The 13,417-nt window shown below is 61.2% G+C and carries 16 protein-coding genes; 6 read left to right on the top strand and 10 right to left on the bottom strand.

Features of this window, described 5'->3' with window-relative positions:
- Nucleotides 1–766 (top strand): vWA domain-containing protein (locus EKA13_RS10220; protein ID WP_125862924.1); only part of this gene is annotated, 766 nt, incomplete at its 5' end.
- A gap of 37 nt (nucleotides 767–803) precedes the next feature.
- Here the strand turns inward: EKA13_RS10220 and EKA13_RS10215 are convergent.
- Genes EKA13_RS10215 through EKA13_RS10200 form a run of 4 tightly spaced genes read right to left on the bottom strand, consistent with a single transcriptional unit; the run spans nucleotide 804 to nucleotide 4,496 of the window.
- Complete coding sequence (locus EKA13_RS10215) at nucleotides 804–1,721, bottom strand: 5-oxoprolinase subunit C family protein (protein ID WP_065759269.1); 918 nt, start codon at nucleotides 1,719–1,721, stop codon at nucleotides 804–806.
- On the bottom strand, nucleotides 1,718–2,422 hold the full coding sequence (pxpB, locus tag EKA13_RS10210; RefSeq protein ID WP_065759268.1) for a 5-oxoprolinase subunit PxpB: 705 nt from the start codon (nucleotides 2,420–2,422) through the stop codon (nucleotides 1,718–1,720). The genes EKA13_RS10215 and pxpB overlap by 4 nt, the downstream gene beginning before the upstream one ends.
- The gene (locus tag EKA13_RS10205) at nucleotides 2,419–3,192 is read right to left on the bottom strand and encodes a 5-oxoprolinase subunit PxpA (protein ID WP_065759267.1); all 774 of its coding nucleotides are present in this window, start codon (nucleotides 3,190–3,192) and stop codon (nucleotides 2,419–2,421) included. Before EKA13_RS10205 ends, pxpB begins: the two co-directional genes overlap by 4 nt.
- Before the next feature lie 17 nt (nucleotides 3,193–3,209).
- The gene (locus tag EKA13_RS10200; protein WP_065759266.1) at nucleotides 3,210–4,496 is read right to left on the bottom strand and encodes an MFS transporter; all 1,287 of its coding nucleotides are present in this window, start codon (nucleotides 4,494–4,496) and stop codon (nucleotides 3,210–3,212) included.
- 153 nt (nucleotides 4,497–4,649) lie between these two features.
- Between EKA13_RS10200 and EKA13_RS10195 the strand changes: the two genes are divergently transcribed.
- Nucleotides 4,650–5,561 (top strand): LysR family transcriptional regulator, encoded by a 912-nt coding sequence (locus EKA13_RS10195; protein WP_065759265.1) that lies wholly within the window; start codon nucleotides 4,650–4,652, stop codon nucleotides 5,559–5,561.
- Here EKA13_RS10195 and EKA13_RS10190 read toward each other — a convergent pair.
- Genes EKA13_RS10190 through EKA13_RS10180 form a run of 3 tightly spaced genes read right to left on the bottom strand, consistent with a single transcriptional unit; the run spans nucleotide 5,558 to nucleotide 7,377 of the window.
- Nucleotides 5,558–6,079: a DUF2937 family protein gene (locus EKA13_RS10190; protein ID WP_065759264.1), complete on the bottom strand. Its 522-nt coding sequence runs from the start codon at nucleotides 6,077–6,079 to the stop codon at nucleotides 5,558–5,560. The genes EKA13_RS10195 and EKA13_RS10190 overlap by 4 nt on opposite strands.
- Nucleotides 6,080–6,087: 8 nt before the next feature.
- Entirely contained in the window at nucleotides 6,088–6,864 is a 777-nt protein-coding gene (locus EKA13_RS10185; RefSeq protein WP_065759263.1) for a class II glutamine amidotransferase, read from the bottom strand.
- A gap of 27 nt (nucleotides 6,865–6,891) precedes the next feature.
- Nucleotides 6,892–7,377 (bottom strand): MFS transporter, encoded by a 486-nt coding sequence (locus EKA13_RS10180; protein WP_065759262.1) that lies wholly within the window; start codon nucleotides 7,375–7,377, stop codon nucleotides 6,892–6,894.
- A 109-nt stretch (nucleotides 7,378–7,486) separates the two neighbouring features.
- Here EKA13_RS10180 and EKA13_RS10175 point away from each other — a divergent pair, with 109 nt between their 5' ends.
- Nucleotides 7,487–9,538, top strand: a complete 2,052-nt coding sequence (locus tag EKA13_RS10175; protein WP_065759261.1) for a S9 family peptidase — start codon at nucleotides 7,487–7,489, stop codon at nucleotides 9,536–9,538.
- A 48-nt stretch (nucleotides 9,539–9,586) separates the two neighbouring features.
- On the opposite strand, the gene EKA13_RS10170 is transcribed toward EKA13_RS10175, so the two are convergent.
- Entirely contained in the window at nucleotides 9,587–9,865 is a 279-nt protein-coding gene (locus EKA13_RS10170) for a hypothetical protein (RefSeq protein ID WP_065759260.1), read from the bottom strand.
- A 128-nt stretch (nucleotides 9,866–9,993) separates the two neighbouring features.
- On the opposite strand from EKA13_RS10170, the gene EKA13_RS10165 reads away from it, so the two are divergent.
- Nucleotides 9,994–10,365, top strand: a complete 372-nt coding sequence (locus EKA13_RS10165; protein WP_065759259.1) for a YajD family HNH nuclease — start codon at nucleotides 9,994–9,996, stop codon at nucleotides 10,363–10,365.
- Between the two features lie 60 nt (nucleotides 10,366–10,425).
- Nucleotides 10,426–10,896, top strand: coding sequence for an RNA methyltransferase (locus EKA13_RS10160; protein ID WP_065759258.1), 471 nt, complete (start codon nucleotides 10,426–10,428; stop codon nucleotides 10,894–10,896).
- 3 nt (nucleotides 10,897–10,899) lie between these two features.
- On the opposite strand, the gene EKA13_RS10155 is transcribed toward EKA13_RS10160, so the two are convergent.
- A complete protein-coding gene (locus EKA13_RS10155) occupies nucleotides 10,900–12,117 on the bottom strand; it encodes a hypothetical protein (protein ID WP_065759257.1) in 1,218 nt (405 codons plus the stop codon).
- A 50-nt stretch (nucleotides 12,118–12,167) separates the two neighbouring features.
- The gene (locus tag EKA13_RS10150) at nucleotides 12,168–12,617 is read right to left on the bottom strand and encodes a YcgN family cysteine cluster protein (protein WP_065759256.1); all 450 of its coding nucleotides are present in this window, start codon (nucleotides 12,615–12,617) and stop codon (nucleotides 12,168–12,170) included.
- Nucleotides 12,618–12,769: 152 nt separating this feature from the next.
- Here EKA13_RS10150 and EKA13_RS10145 point away from each other — a divergent pair, with 152 nt between their 5' ends.
- Nucleotides 12,770–13,363, top strand: a complete 594-nt coding sequence (locus EKA13_RS10145; protein ID WP_065759255.1) for a nitroreductase family protein — start codon at nucleotides 12,770–12,772, stop codon at nucleotides 13,361–13,363.
- Nucleotides 13,364–13,417: the final 54 nt, after the last annotated feature.

Raw genomic sequence — 13,417 nt, 5'->3', positions numbered from 1 at the left:
CCCCTTCGGCTCCGGCGGTTTCAACCCCGAAGGCATCCGCATCGGCGATGCCGGCAAACGTCAGGGCAAAGCGGTCAAGGTCTGGGACCAACGCGAATACCGTAACCTCGACGACCAGGTCGAACTGGGCACGCGCAATATCAAGCTGGCCCTGCGCCGGCTGCGCAAGTTCGCCCGCCAGGGGGCGGCCGACGAACTGGACATCGACGGCACCATCGACCATACCGCCCGTGATGCCGGCTTGCTGAATATCCAGATGCGCCCAGAACGACGCAACAGCGTAAAACTGCTGTTGCTGTTCGATATCGGCGGCTCCATGGACGCCCACGTGAAGATCTGCGAGGAACTGTTCTCGGCCTGCAAGACCGAGTTCAAGCACCTTGAGTATTACTACTTCCACAATTTCATCTACGAATCGGTGTGGAAGAACAACCTGCGTCGCACCTCCGAGCGCACCTCCACCATGGACCTGCTGCACAAGTACGGTGCCGACTACAAAGTGGTGTTCGTCGGTGATGCGGCCATGGCGCCCTACGAGATCACCCAGCCCGGTGGCAGCGTCGAGCACTGGAACGAAGAGGCGGGCTACGTCTGGATGCAACGCTTCATGGAGAAGTACAAGAAGCTCATCTGGATCAACCCCTACCCCAAGAACACCTGGGGGTATACGGCCTCAACCAACATTGTCCGCGAGTTGATCGAAGACCGTATGTTTCCACTGACCCTGCGCGGGCTTGAGGAAGGGATGCGGTTTCTGTCCAAGTAAGAGAACAATGCCCGGAACCACGCCTGGCGATGGGCATTCACTCAAACTGACGCAGAAACGCCAGCTGCTGCTCGTATGCCTGTACCTGCAGCACCGGACTGAAGGTGACGACGTTTCCAGGCAGGCACTGCGCCAGTCGTGCCAACGCCAACGGCGTCAGTGCGCCAAGGCGCGGGTAGCCGCCAATGGTCTGCCGATCGTTGAGCAGCACAATGGGCTGACCGTCCGGCGGTACCTGCACCGCGCCCAAGGGAATACCCTCGGAAATCATCGGTTCTCCCTGGTACTGCAAGGCTGGGCCAAGCAAGCGAATACCCATCCGGTCGGCGCGACGATCAAGTGCCCACGCTGAGTTGAACGCATCGAACAAGCTCTGGCCACTGAAGTCGCCAATCTGTGCGCCCAGCACCATATCCAGCGGCGCATTGCTGCGCAGGTCGGGGCGCTGCTGAACAGGAACCTCCCTTGGGCCTGAGGCCACGCCCGTGTAGGTCAGGTACTCGCCCTCGGCCAAGGAAGCCCCAAAACCGTCCAGGCCACCCAACCCTTCACGTACCACGCAAGCACAGCTTCCCAACACCAACGGCGCGACAAAGCCTGCTGGCGCTGCCAGGTAAGCCCGCGCCCCCGACAACGGCTGGTTGAAGCGCAAGCGCTGGCCTTTTCTCATGGTGAAGCTGCGCCATGGCGCCAGCGGTTGGCCATCGAGCCGTGCATCCAGGTCGGCACCCGCCAGCGCCAGGCAAGCGTCCTGTTCTGCAATCAGGCTGAACCCACCCAAGGTGATTTCAACCACCGGGGCATCAAAGGCATTACCCAATAGCCAGTTGGCCCAGCGCATCGACACCCAATCCAGCGCTCCGCCCTGAGTAACACCCAAATGGCGCACACCAAAACGCCCGGCATCCTGCAAGAGACACAATGGCGTACTGGCCTCAATCATCAGTCGGCTCATGCCTGCACCTCCAATGGCGTATCGTCACCACCCAGGCGCATGAACGTCGCATGATCGACGGACACAAAACGCACCCGATCACCAGGCTGCAACAGGCTGTAGCCCTCACGATCACGGTCAAACAGCGCGCTTGGCGTACGCCCGATCAGGTTCCAGCCCCCTGGCGATACGGCCGGGTAGGCCGCGGTCTGGCGCTCGGCGATCCCCACGCTGCCGGCTGCCACGCGCTTGCGCGGGGTTGCCAGACGCGGGCTCGCCAGGCACTCATCAACCAACCCCATAAAGGCAAAACCCGGCGCAAAGCCCAACGCGAACACCTGATACTCGCGCTCACTGTGCAATCGAATCACCTCAGCCGGCGACTTGCCACTGCGCTGAGCCAGCACTGTCAGTTCCGGACCGACACTGGGGTCATACCACACCGGTATTTCATGACGCCGACCAGCACTGCCGGGGTCAGGCTGCACATGCGCCAGCGCCTGTTCAATGCAGCTGCGCGCCTCAGTGGGGGACATCTGCAGCAGGTCGAACTGCACCATCAACGTGGTGTAGGACGGCACCAGGTCCACAAGACGCCCGCCAAAGGCGGCCTGCAACCGCTGACGTGCCGCCAGCATCCAGGGCATGTTGGCTTCATCAATGACATCGAACAACCGCACCATCAGGCTGTCGACAGCGACCACTTCGATCCGCAGCTTCATGACGTCACCAGCGCATCGAGGGCCTGACGGATCTGCCGTACAGCCGCCACCGAGCTGTCGTTATCGCCATGCACGCAAAGCGTCTGGGCCTTGAGCAGCACCGGGCTGCCATCACTGGCCGTTAGCGCCTCGCCGCGCGCCAGGCGCAGCGCCTGCTCGACAATCCGCGCGGGGTCATGATGCACAGCCCCCGGCAACCGCCGCGACACCAACCGACCGTCTGGGTCGTAAGCCCGATCCGCAAATGCCTCGAACCACAACGTCACACCATACTCGCGGCCCAACGCCATTGCCTCGCTATCATCGGCAGTGGCCATCAGCATCAAGGGCAATTGCTGATCGTAGGCAACGACGGCCTCCAGCACCGCGCGCAACGTTCGCGGATCGGCCATCATGTCGTTGTAGAGCGCCCCGTGGGGCTTGATGTAGGCCACCCGGGTGCCTTGCGCCCGGCAGATCCCCTCCAGCGCCCCCATCTGGTAGAGCAGCAGGTCGCGAACTTCCTCGGCGCTACAGGCCATGGAACGGCGACCAAACCCCACCAGGTCTGGATACGCCGGGTGGGCGCCAATGGTCACGCCATGGGCAACGGCCAAGGCCACAGTCTTGCGCATGATTCCTGGGTCGCCGGCATGAAAGCCACAAGCGATGTTGGCGCAGTCGATAAAGGGCATGACCTCGGCATCCAGGCCCATGGTCCAGCTACCAAAGCTCTCACCCATGTCGCAATTGAGTAACAGGCGGCTCACACGCGTTGCTCCTTCGTCCATCTCTTCTGCCCCCTACCTTAACGCGCTTCAAGTTCTTTGCCGCGCGTTTCTGGCAAGCTCAATGCTGCCAGGATCACTACGCCATACGACACGGCGGCAAAACCACCAATTCCAAAGCTCAACGGGACTTTCTGGCTAAGCAGGCCGATCAGCAACGGAAAGAATGCCGCCAGCGCCCGACCGATGTTGTAACAGAACCCCTGCCCCGAACCACGAATGCGCGTCGGAAAGAGTTCGGTCAAAAACGCCCCCATACCGCTGAAGATACCTGAAGCGAAGAAACCCAGTGGAAAACCCAGCCAGAGCATCACACCATCACTGACCGGAATCTGGGTGTACAACAGCACGATCACGAACGAGCCGACGGCAAAGAGAATGAAGTTCTTTTTACGCCCCAACAGATCAGTGAGGTACGCGCCGATCACATAGCCGACGTAAGAGCCAAAAATCACCATGGCCAGGTAGCCACCCGTTCCCAGCACGCTCAGGCCGCGTTCGTTCTTGAGGAACGTTGGCAACCACGACGTGATGGCGTAATAACCGCCCAGCGCACCGGTGGTCAGCAGCGATGCCCGCAAGGTAATCGAGCGCATGCCCGGAGCAAAAATTTCGTAGAAGTGCGACGGTGCTTCTGCTGATTCAACCGCCTTGGCTGCACGGTAGACCTCAGGGTCCTTGACCAGGCGACGAACGAAAATCACAAACACCGCTGGAACCAGCCCCAGCAGGAACAATGCGCGCCAGGCATCTTCGGCTGGCAGCAACGAGAACAGCACAGCGTAGAGGATTGCTGTCAGCCCCCAACCAATGGCCCAACCGGATTGCACCATGCCTACGGCCTTGCCCCGATCCTGGGCACGGATGACCTCACCGATCAGCACCGCCCCAGCAGTCCACTCGCCGCCGAAGCCGAAGCCCATCAAGGTCCGAGCGATCAGCAATTGCTCGTAGTTCTGGGCAAAGCCACATAGAAAGGTGAAGAACGCAAACCAGAGCACCGTCAACTGCAAGGTACGGACCCGGCCAATACGGTCAGAAAGAATCCCGGCAATCCAGCCGCCCAACGCTGACGCGATCAGGGTAGAGGTATGAATCAGGCCCGCCTCGGCAGTGGTGATCCCCCACAGCGCGATCAATGTCGGGATCACGAAGCTGAGCATCTGGGTATCCATGCCATCAAGGCCATAGCCGATCTTGCAGCTCCAGAATGTTCGACGCTCTTGCTTGTTGATGTTGCGGTACCAGGCAAATGGCCCGGCCACATCACTGCATTTGACCTGTTGCTGCACGCCAGATGGGTTCATGCTTGCCTCAGCTTGTTGGTATTGTTTTTAAGGCGACGCTCTGTGTCGCAGCCTGGCGAACATTTTTTGACGTCAGGCAGGTGCCCGTCCAACGAGAAAAAGCTGCGGTCTGGCATAAGAAAAATTTGATTGCCCTGCTTGAGCGAGCCTGCAATGAATCTCAAATTCCTCGAAACCTTCGTCTGGGTGGCCCGCCTGAAGAGCTTTCGCCTGACGGCCGAAAAACTCTTCACCACGCAGGCCTCGATCTCCAGCCGTATTGCTGCACTGGAAGCAGACCTCGGGGTGCGGCTGCTGCTACGTGACTCACGCGGCGTCAGCCTGACGCCCGAAGGCAGTAAGGTGCTGGAATATGCCGAACAGATGCTGGGCACCGCCAAGGCCCTGAGGCAATCGCTGGACAGCGACCGAGCCAAGGTCGGACGCATACGCCTGGGGGTGATGGACACGGTCATTCACACCTGGATGAGTACCCTGGTGTCGGAGTTGATGGAGCATTACCCGCAGGTCGAAATCGAGCTGGTCGCCGATACGGCACTCAACCTGCGTGAACAACTGCAGAAGGGCTTCCTCGATGTCATCCTGCAGACCGACCTGCTCCGCGAAGCCTCAATCCGCAGCCTCGACCTGGCGCGGTATCCCATGGGCTGGATCGTCGCCAGTCAATCGATCTACAACCGGGCGTACACCTCACTGGCTGACTTGGCCCGTGAGCGCATCGTCACCTTCTCAAAGAACTCGCGCCCCCACCAGGAAGTCTTGAGCCTGTTGCAGGCGGAAGGCGTCAGTACGCCTCGGCTGAACTGCGTGAACTCCGTGGCCGCCATCACACGCCTGCTGCGCGACGGGTTCGGCATCGGCGCCTTACCGCCGGCACTGGTCAGCGAAGAACTGGCACGGGGCGAACTCAGCCAACTGCACCTTGAGCGACAACCGCCAAGCCTTGAACTGGTGGTAGCCTGGCAAACCGGGGTGCAATGGACGGACGAGGTCGTCGCCCTGTGCCGTAACGTGCTCGAGCGTTATGCCAGCCATGCCGGAGCGCAGCACATCGTGCTGGTTTAACGCCAGCTCGGCTGCACCGGCTTGCGCCGCCCGCCCAGCAATACCCAGCCGATCAACAACAGTAAGCTCTCCAGCAGCAATGCCGGCAACAATGCGCACCCCAGGCCCCAGGCAATCGCCTCGGGAACCAGCAAGACCTGATAGCTGTAGCCCTTCAGTGTTTCGTCGCGTAACTGAGCATCGGCAGCCACCAGCACATGCCAGGTACGGGCCAGCCACGGCCCCTGCAGGATCTGCCATTCGCCCTCAAGCAGGCGGTTGCGGCCGAGCAGGCTATCGATACTGTCTGCATCACTGCGGAACACCGGGTCGTCACTGGCCCGGTAATGCCGCACCAAGGCCTGCAGATCGCCGTTGAAGAAACGTTGAGCCGTCTGCTCAAAGCCCTTTAGCCCTTCACGCGACTCCAACAGATGGGCCTGCACCCGCTGGCTGTAGTCATTGATCAAACCGGGCACCTGCACACCCAACAGCAAACCGCAGGTGAACAACAACAGCCGCAAGTAGCTCCTGAGCATGATGATCCTTATTCCGTCCGGCCTTGAGCGATACATTCCCCGCGCCGCCAAAGCCCCCACTGCCCGGGCTCATAACGGTGCCAGGTTTCGTTCTCGGTCAGCGCTTCGGTGGCGATGACCGTGACAACGTCATTGGGTGTTGTTTCAGCCTGAAAGTCGACGATCATGTCGACATCTTTCAAACGGGCCGGGCCGAAAGGCGCGCGCCGGGTGATATGCACCAGTTTGGTCGAGCAATAGCAGAACAGCCAGTCACCATCGCTGAGCAGGCCATTGAACACGCCCTTGCTGCGATACTCATCGCACGCAGCAACCAGCACCGGCAGCAGTTGCTCGACATCGACCGGCTCCGGGAACGCCTCGCGCACGCGGTTAAGCAGGTCGCAAAACGCCGCCTCGCTGTCGGTATCACCCACCGGACGGTAGAAGGTCCTCAAGGCCTGGAAGCCCGCCAACTGGCCGTTGTGGGCAAAGCACCAGTTGCGCCCCCACAGCTCACGAACGAACGGGTGGGTATTGGACAGGCAAACCTTGCCGACGTTGGCCTGGCGAATATGCCCGATGACCACTTCACTCTTGATCGGGTAGCGCTGTACGAGGTTGGCCACTTCCGACTCACAACTTGCCGCTGGGTCCTGAAACAGTCGCAGGCCGCGGCCCTCGTAAAAACCGATACCCCAGCCATCGCGGTGAGGGCCAGTGCGGCCACCGCGCTGCATAAGCCCTGTGAAGCTGAAAACGATATCAGTCGGCACATTGGCGCTCATGCCCAACAATTCACACATGCTCGGTTCTCGCTTCTGAGGCAGGCGTTAGAGGCGTGGTTCAACCCGTAGCGAACCACTGCTGGCTGGTGGCTCGTTGCGGTAGCGGCCAGGGTCGGAGCTGGTGAACGGTTGGTCCTGCTCTTCAAGCGCGTTGGCACGCTGCTGGGCAGCCGCTTCGGCAGCTTCACGGCGAGCACGGGCGTTGCGCTCCAGCGGCCAGCGCACCAGTACGAACAGCAGATAGGCGACAAAGGCAAACATGCCGTACATGGCCAGGTCAGACGCGGCGCGCAGCACATTACTACCCACCTTGAAGGCCAGGTCCAGGGCACTGATGGCAATGGCCGGTGCGAACAGGTCACGGCCAGGATCGACAATGGTCGGGGTGAACAGCAACACCGCGACGGCCACCCGCAGTGGCTCGCGCAGCCAGCGCCACATCCAGCGAGTCAGGCGAAACCAAACCAACAGGCAGCCCAAGGCTGCGAAGGCATAAAGGCCCCAGGCGAGCAGATAATCGTTCTCGGTCATGACGTCCGTGGCAAGCTAGGCAAATAGACGCTTATGATAACGATTTTTCCGCGTGCCGGCGCCCCCTGTCTGAGACGGCCTCGCCGCCGATCTGCCAAGAGAACTTCCAATGCCCACCGTTTCCCCCGTTTCCAACGCCCCCGTGGCCCATAAAGCTGCCGGCAGCGACCCTTATGCCTGGCTGCAGGAACGTGACACGCCTGAGGTCATGGCCTATCTGGAAGCCGAGAATGCCTATCAACAGGCGCAGCTCGCTGACCAGGCCGAGCTGCGCGAACAGCTGTTCCAGGAGATCAAGGGCCGGATCAAGGAAACCGATCTGTCGCTGGCCTCGCCATGGGGACCGTACCTTTACTACACCCGCACCACCGCCGGCGACGAGTACCCCCGCCACTACCGCTGCCCACGCCCGGCTGACGACTCGCCGACCGTAGACGAAAGCCGCGAAGAACTGCTACTCGACCCCAACAGCCTGGCCAATGGCGGCTTCCTGTCGCTGGGCGCGTTCAATGTCAGCCCCGACCACCAGCGCCTGGCCTACAGCCTGGATACCAGCGGCGACGAGGTTTACACCCTGTACGTCAAAGAACTGAGCAACGGCGCCGTCCAGGCACTGCCGTTCGACGACTGCGACGGCAGCATGACCTGGGCCAACGACAGCCAGACACTGTTCTTTGCCGAACTGGACGACACCCACCGCCCCTACAAGCTGCTGCGTCATCGCCTGGGCAGCACTCAGGCCGAAACGGTGTTCGAGGAGGCTGACGGACGTTTCTTCCTGACCTGCTACCGTTCAAGCTCCGAACGTCAACTGGTCCTGCTGCTCAACAGCAAGACCACCAGCGAAGCCTGGGTGCTGGATGCCGATCACCCGCAAGCGAACTTCACGTGCCTGGCGCCACGCGTCGAAGACCATGAGTACTACCCTGACCACGGCCAACTTGACGGTGAATGGCATTGGTTTATCCGCAGCAACCAGCACGGCATCAATTTTGCGCTGTTCCACGCAGTGGCCGACAGCATCCCGACACGCGACCAGTGGCAGGTGCTGGTACCCCATCGCGAGCAGGTGATGCTCGAAGGTTTCAGCCTTAATGCCAGCGCCCTGACCCTGAGCCTGCGTGAAGGCGGCCTGCCGATCATCGAAGTGCAGCCTCAAGGTCGTGCTGCCTACCGCGTCGAACTGCCCGATGCCGCCTACAGCCTCTACGTGCAGGACAGCCTGGAGTTCACCAGCACACGAGTCCGCCTGCGCTACGAGGCACTCAATCGCCCGGCACAGGTCAGGCAGCTGGAGCTGGCAAACGGTGCGCAACAGGTCCTCAAGCAGACCCCCGTACTGGGCCCGTTCGATGCTGACGACTATGTCAGCCAGCGCCTGTGGGCTACCGCCGCCGACGGTACACGCGTGCCGATCAGCCTGGTTCAACGTCGCCAGGACGTCGGCAAGCCCGTTCCGCTGTACCTGTATGGTTACGGCGCCTACGGCGAAAGCCTCGACCCCTGGTTCTCTCACGCTCGCCTGAGCCTGCTTGAACGCGGCGTGGCCTTTGCCATCGCCCATGTACGTGGCGGCGGCGAGTTGGGCGAAGCCTGGTACCGTGCAGGCAAGCAGGAGCACAAAGGCAATACGTTCAGCGATTTCATCGCCTGTGCCGAGCACTTGATTGCCAGCAACGTCACCCAGGCCGAGCAGTTGGTCATCAGTGGTGGCAGTGCTGGCGGCCTGCTGATCGGGGCGGTACTCAACCAGCGCCCGGAACTGTTCAAGGCGGCCATCGCCGAGGTGCCTTTCGTCGACGTACTCAACACCATGCTCGACCCGGATCTGCCATTGACCGTTACCGAGTACGACGAGTGGGGCAACCCTGAAGAGCCAGCCGTCCATGAGCGGATCAAGGCCTACGCACCGTATGAGAACGTCAAGGCTCAGGCGTACCCCGCACTGCTGGTGATTGCAGGCTACAACGACAGCCGCGTGCAGTATTGGGAAGCCGCCAAATGGGTGGCGAAGCTGCGGGCAACCAAGACCGACGACAACCTGCTGCTGCTCAAGACCGACCTGGGCGCAGGCCATGGCGGTATGAGCGGTCGCTACCAAGGGCTGCGCGATGTAGCGCTGGAGTACGGTTTTGTCTTCAAGGTGCTGGGCCTGGCGTAACGCCGTTTTTGACTGCCGCACCACGCCTGAGCAAAGCCGCCCATCGACCTAGTCCTTGGTCGGCTTGTCGACGTCTGGCGCGGGGGTCAGCCCCGGTAGTGGCTGATCTTTCGGCGGGTTCGGCAGCGGCATCGGTGGCAACAACGGCGAACCGCTGCGGCTATCGCCAGCCTTGGGGATACTTGGTGGTGCCACCTGCGGGTATGGGGTCGGCGTTGGCGTTCCCGGCGCTCCCGGAACGGGCGCGATAGGCCGTGGTTGCAGGTCCTGGGCTGAAGCAGCCCCCAGGGTAGTCAGGACCATTACTGCTGCAATCAGATAGCGCATACCAGTGCTCCTTCGGGCCGTTTGTCTAAAGGCTACGCCTAAGACAGCAAATGCGCCTGCCCGATTCCCTTGGCAAACAGCTAAACTCAAGGGCATAACCGTAACAAGCCCGATAAAAAGGTACCTCCATGAGCTCGGCAACACCCTCCTCCGCCACCGCACGTCTGGACCGCATCCTCGCCGATGCCAAACGCGACCGTGAAATGGGCTATCGCGACAAGGCCCTGAAGATGTACCCGCATGTCTGTGGACGCTGTGCCCGTGAGTTCTCCGGCAAGCGCCTGAGCGAGCTGACCGTGCATCACCGCGACCACAACCACGATAACAACCCCCAGGACGGCTCGAACTGGGAGCTGCTGTGCCTGTTCTGCCACGACAACGAACACGCACGCTATACCGACCAGCAGTACTTCAGCGAAGGGTCGACCAGCAGCCCGACGATCGCCAAGGCAACCCATAACCCGTTCGCCGGGCTGGCGAGCCTGCTGAAAAAAGACTGATCGTCCCCGCCTGTGCCGGCAAGCCCGTATAATCGTGTTTTTTCTCAAGGGCCCCGGCACGTGGCGAACAAACGGTACAGCTGCATAGGACTGTTCAACCCCAAATCTGCAGAAAACGTCGGCTCAGTCATGCGCGCGGCAGGCTGCTATGGCGTCAACTCGGTGTTTTACACGGGCAAACGCTATGAACGCGCCCGCGACTTCGTCACCGATACCAAGCGCGTACATTACGACATCCCACTGATCGGCATCGACGATCTGCAGAAAATCATTCCCTTGGGCTGCACGCCCGTTGCGGTGGAGTTGGTCGAGGGCGCCCGCCCGCTGCCGACCTACACCCACCCGGATCGGGCCATCTACATTTTCGGCCCTGAAGACGGCTCCCTCGACCAAAGCGTGCGCGACTGGTGCGAAGAAACCATCTACATACCGACCGAGGGCTGCATGAACCTGGCAGCCACTGTGAACGTGGTGCTCTACGACCGCATGGCCAAAGGCAACAACACCCGGTCCGGGCCAAAATTCAAGTAACGACTAGTCCAGCAATTTGGTTTGCAGCACCTTCGACGAACCACCCAGCACACTCTCGCTGAGCTGAACGAACTCCTGGGTGCTGACGCTGTTCAGGCGCATCATGGCCCGGCTCACGTCATCCAATGAGCGCTGGTTGTGGGTCTGCAAACGGATTTCCCGGTCCAGTGCCTGCAACAGCAGCACGGCGCGTGCAATGGTCGGCCCATCGACCTGGGCACCACGCAGGCTGGTGACCTTGGCTGAGGCCTTGGTCAGGCTGTCCTGCAGCACTTGATAACGGTCATCGGCCAGCCCACCGGAGCGGCGCAGCAATTCAATGCTGTAGTACTCGGCCAGCCCCTCACCTATCCAGTCACTGTGCTGGATGTCTTTGACCCCGGCGAAGGCCCGCACCAGCTCACGCAACAAGGGGCTGCTGCCGCTCTCGCTCACCAACGGCCGGCTGCTGTGAGTGTAGATCGAGTTGTTTGCAGCGCGCGTACCGCGCCAGAGTTGATCATGGCCACCGACGATCAGCAGTTTGGGCGGATTGCGCGGAAACACGGCTTGCAACTGCGGCCATACGAACGTCAGCAGCGTCAGGGTGTCAAGACGGCGCATACCCTGCCCTTTCGGGGCGGCTACCGTGACCTCGGTATCCCCGAGTCGGCTGCGACGGCTACCGATGTTGCCCGCCAGCATCCACCCTGTCGGACGGTCAAACAACCTGGAAACCTGGTCGATGCGGAAGCGATTCTTGCCGATGCGTGGCCAGGCAGTTTCGACACTCTTCCAGCCGCTGGGCAGTTCAAAGGTCAGACGCGCCACCAATTCGGTACCGTCCTGTTGATCCAGACGTGCGGGTGGTACCAGGTCATCACCACGAAGCAGCGCCCAGTTCGGGGTGATTCGACTGTCGTACATGCCGCCCTTGAGCCGGTGATCCAACTGCACCTTGTAGGTCAGGCTGGACTTGCCCGCCGCCGGCTGCCACAGGCCACGCCGACCGTTATCCTTGAGTTGCCACTGGCCTTCACCCTTGAATTCGCTGTAGTTGCCCAGGGTACCCAGATCGAAATCCAGGCTTCGCACTACGGCCCCATCGGCCAGGGTCAGGCTGACCAGCGCCAGACCCGTCTGCGGCAATAATTGGACGTGATAATCCAGATCGACTTTCTTGGCCCAGGCGGGCGCACTCGACAGCAGCAGGGCCAGCACCCAAAGGTAACGCACACGCATAACGACTCCTTGCAACGACACCATGCCGCGCCCCAGCGCGCTTGTACGCCTCAACTGGCGCGAAAGATCAGATAGTCTTCCCAATCATCCTCAGCCACCGTCGTCTCACTGAGCATTCGGCCGGACTGGGAAATACGCTGTTTATGCACCTGCTCGCGATCACCACACACCAGGTAGTGCCACTGCGGCAAGTCCTGCCCCTCGCTGACCAGGCGATACGCACAGGTTGGCGGTAGCCATTTGAACTGGTCGGCCGTTCCCGGCGTGAGTTGGATGCAGTCAGGCACCTGCTCAAAGCGATTCGGGTAGTCGCGGCACTGGCAGCTCTTCAGGTCCAGCAGTTTGCACGCAATACGCGTGTAGTAGACGCTGTTGTCGTCTTCATCTTCGAGCTTTTGCAGGCAACACAGACCACACCCATCGCACAGCGACTCCCACTCCTGGCGGTCAAGTTGCTCGAGGGTTTTGCGCATCCAGAAGGGGGCGGCGTTAACAGCCATCGTGTCAGGTTCCTGTTTCAATTCATGTGCAGCGGCGCGGCGGCGCCAGTCTAGGTCGTGTCATCACTCATTGCCAGACCGCTTGTCAGCGCTGACTCGGCACAGTAGTTTGAGCCCACTTGTCATTTCTCAATCCCGTCAGGAACGCCTCCATGAGCGCCAATCCCCGTGTTGCCGACTATGCCATCAACGATCAGTTCATCCAGCGCTGGTCGCCTCGCGCCTTCACTGCCGAGCCGATCAGCGAAGAAACCCTGCTGAGCTTCCTTGAAGCAGCCCGCTGGGCGCCGTCGGCCTACAACTCACAACCCTGGCGGTTCCTTTACGCGCGCCGTGACACGCCAAACTGGGAGCGCTACCTGGGCCTGCTCAACGAATTCAACCGCAGCTGGGCACAACACGCGTCGGCCTTGGTGATTATTGCCTCCAAGACCACCTTCACCGCCCCTGGCGCCAGCGAAGAAACCCCGGCACTGTGGCATACCTTCGACACCGGCTCGGCCTGGGGCCACCTGGCCCTGCAAGCCAGCTTGAGCGGCTGGTACACCCATGGCATGGCCGGTTTCGACCAGGCCCTGACCCGCAAAGAGCTCAAGATCCCTGAAGGCTATGACCTGCATGCCGTCGTGGCGATTGGCAAGCTGGGCGACAAGGCCAGCCTGGCTGAAGGCCTGCAAGCCCGCGAAGTCCCCAGCCCACGCCGCCCGCTGAGCGAGTTGGCCGCCGAAGGCGACTTCAGCCTGTAAGCACGGCGCTTGCCAGGTGCTGGGCAACCGTGCGGCCCAACACCTGCAGGACGC

The organism is Pseudomonas defluvii (assembly GCF_001695625.1).
GTDB lineage: Bacteria > Pseudomonadota > Gammaproteobacteria > Pseudomonadales > Pseudomonadaceae > Aquipseudomonas > Aquipseudomonas defluvii.
This window is presented reverse-complemented; position numbering and strand designations above follow the sequence as displayed.

What these genes read in the sequence shown, in the direction of transcription:
- EKA13_RS10215 (WP_065759269.1), bottom strand. Translation starts at nt 1,721, where the DNA reads ATGAGCCGACTGATGATTGAGGCCAGTACGCCATTGTGTCTCTTGCAG.
- pxpB (WP_065759268.1), bottom strand. Translation starts at nt 2,422, where the DNA reads ATGAAGCTGCGGATCGAAGTGGTCGCTGTCGACAGCCTGATGGTGCGG.
- EKA13_RS10150 (WP_065759256.1), bottom strand. Translation starts at nt 12,617, where the DNA reads ATGGCTGTTAACGCCGCCCCCTTCTGGATGCGCAAAACCCTCGAGCAA.
- EKA13_RS10165 (WP_065759259.1), top strand. Translation starts at nt 9,994, where the DNA reads ATGAGCTCGGCAACACCCTCCTCCGCCACCGCACGTCTGGACCGCATC.
- EKA13_RS10205 (WP_065759267.1), bottom strand. Translation starts at nt 3,192, where the DNA reads ATGGACGAAGGAGCAACGCGTGTGAGCCGCCTGTTACTCAATTGCGAC.
- EKA13_RS10195 (WP_065759265.1), top strand. Translation starts at nt 4,650, where the DNA reads ATGAATCTCAAATTCCTCGAAACCTTCGTCTGGGTGGCCCGCCTGAAG.
- EKA13_RS10190 (WP_065759264.1), bottom strand. Translation starts at nt 6,079, where the DNA reads ATGCTCAGGAGCTACTTGCGGCTGTTGTTGTTCACCTGCGGTTTGCTG.
- EKA13_RS10145 (WP_065759255.1), top strand. Translation starts at nt 12,770, where the DNA reads ATGAGCGCCAATCCCCGTGTTGCCGACTATGCCATCAACGATCAGTTC.
- EKA13_RS10170 (WP_065759260.1), bottom strand. Translation starts at nt 9,865, where the DNA reads ATGCGCTATCTGATTGCAGCAGTAATGGTCCTGACTACCCTGGGGGCT.
- EKA13_RS10175 (WP_065759261.1), top strand. Translation starts at nt 7,487, where the DNA reads ATGCCCACCGTTTCCCCCGTTTCCAACGCCCCCGTGGCCCATAAAGCT.
- EKA13_RS10185 (WP_065759263.1), bottom strand. Translation starts at nt 6,864, where the DNA reads ATGTGTGAATTGTTGGGCATGAGCGCCAATGTGCCGACTGATATCGTT.
- EKA13_RS10200 (WP_065759266.1), bottom strand. Translation starts at nt 4,496, where the DNA reads ATGAACCCATCTGGCGTGCAGCAACAGGTCAAATGCAGTGATGTGGCC.
- EKA13_RS10155 (WP_065759257.1), bottom strand. Translation starts at nt 12,117, where the DNA reads ATGCGTGTGCGTTACCTTTGGGTGCTGGCCCTGCTGCTGTCGAGTGCG.
- EKA13_RS10180 (WP_065759262.1), bottom strand. Translation starts at nt 7,377, where the DNA reads ATGACCGAGAACGATTATCTGCTCGCCTGGGGCCTTTATGCCTTCGCA.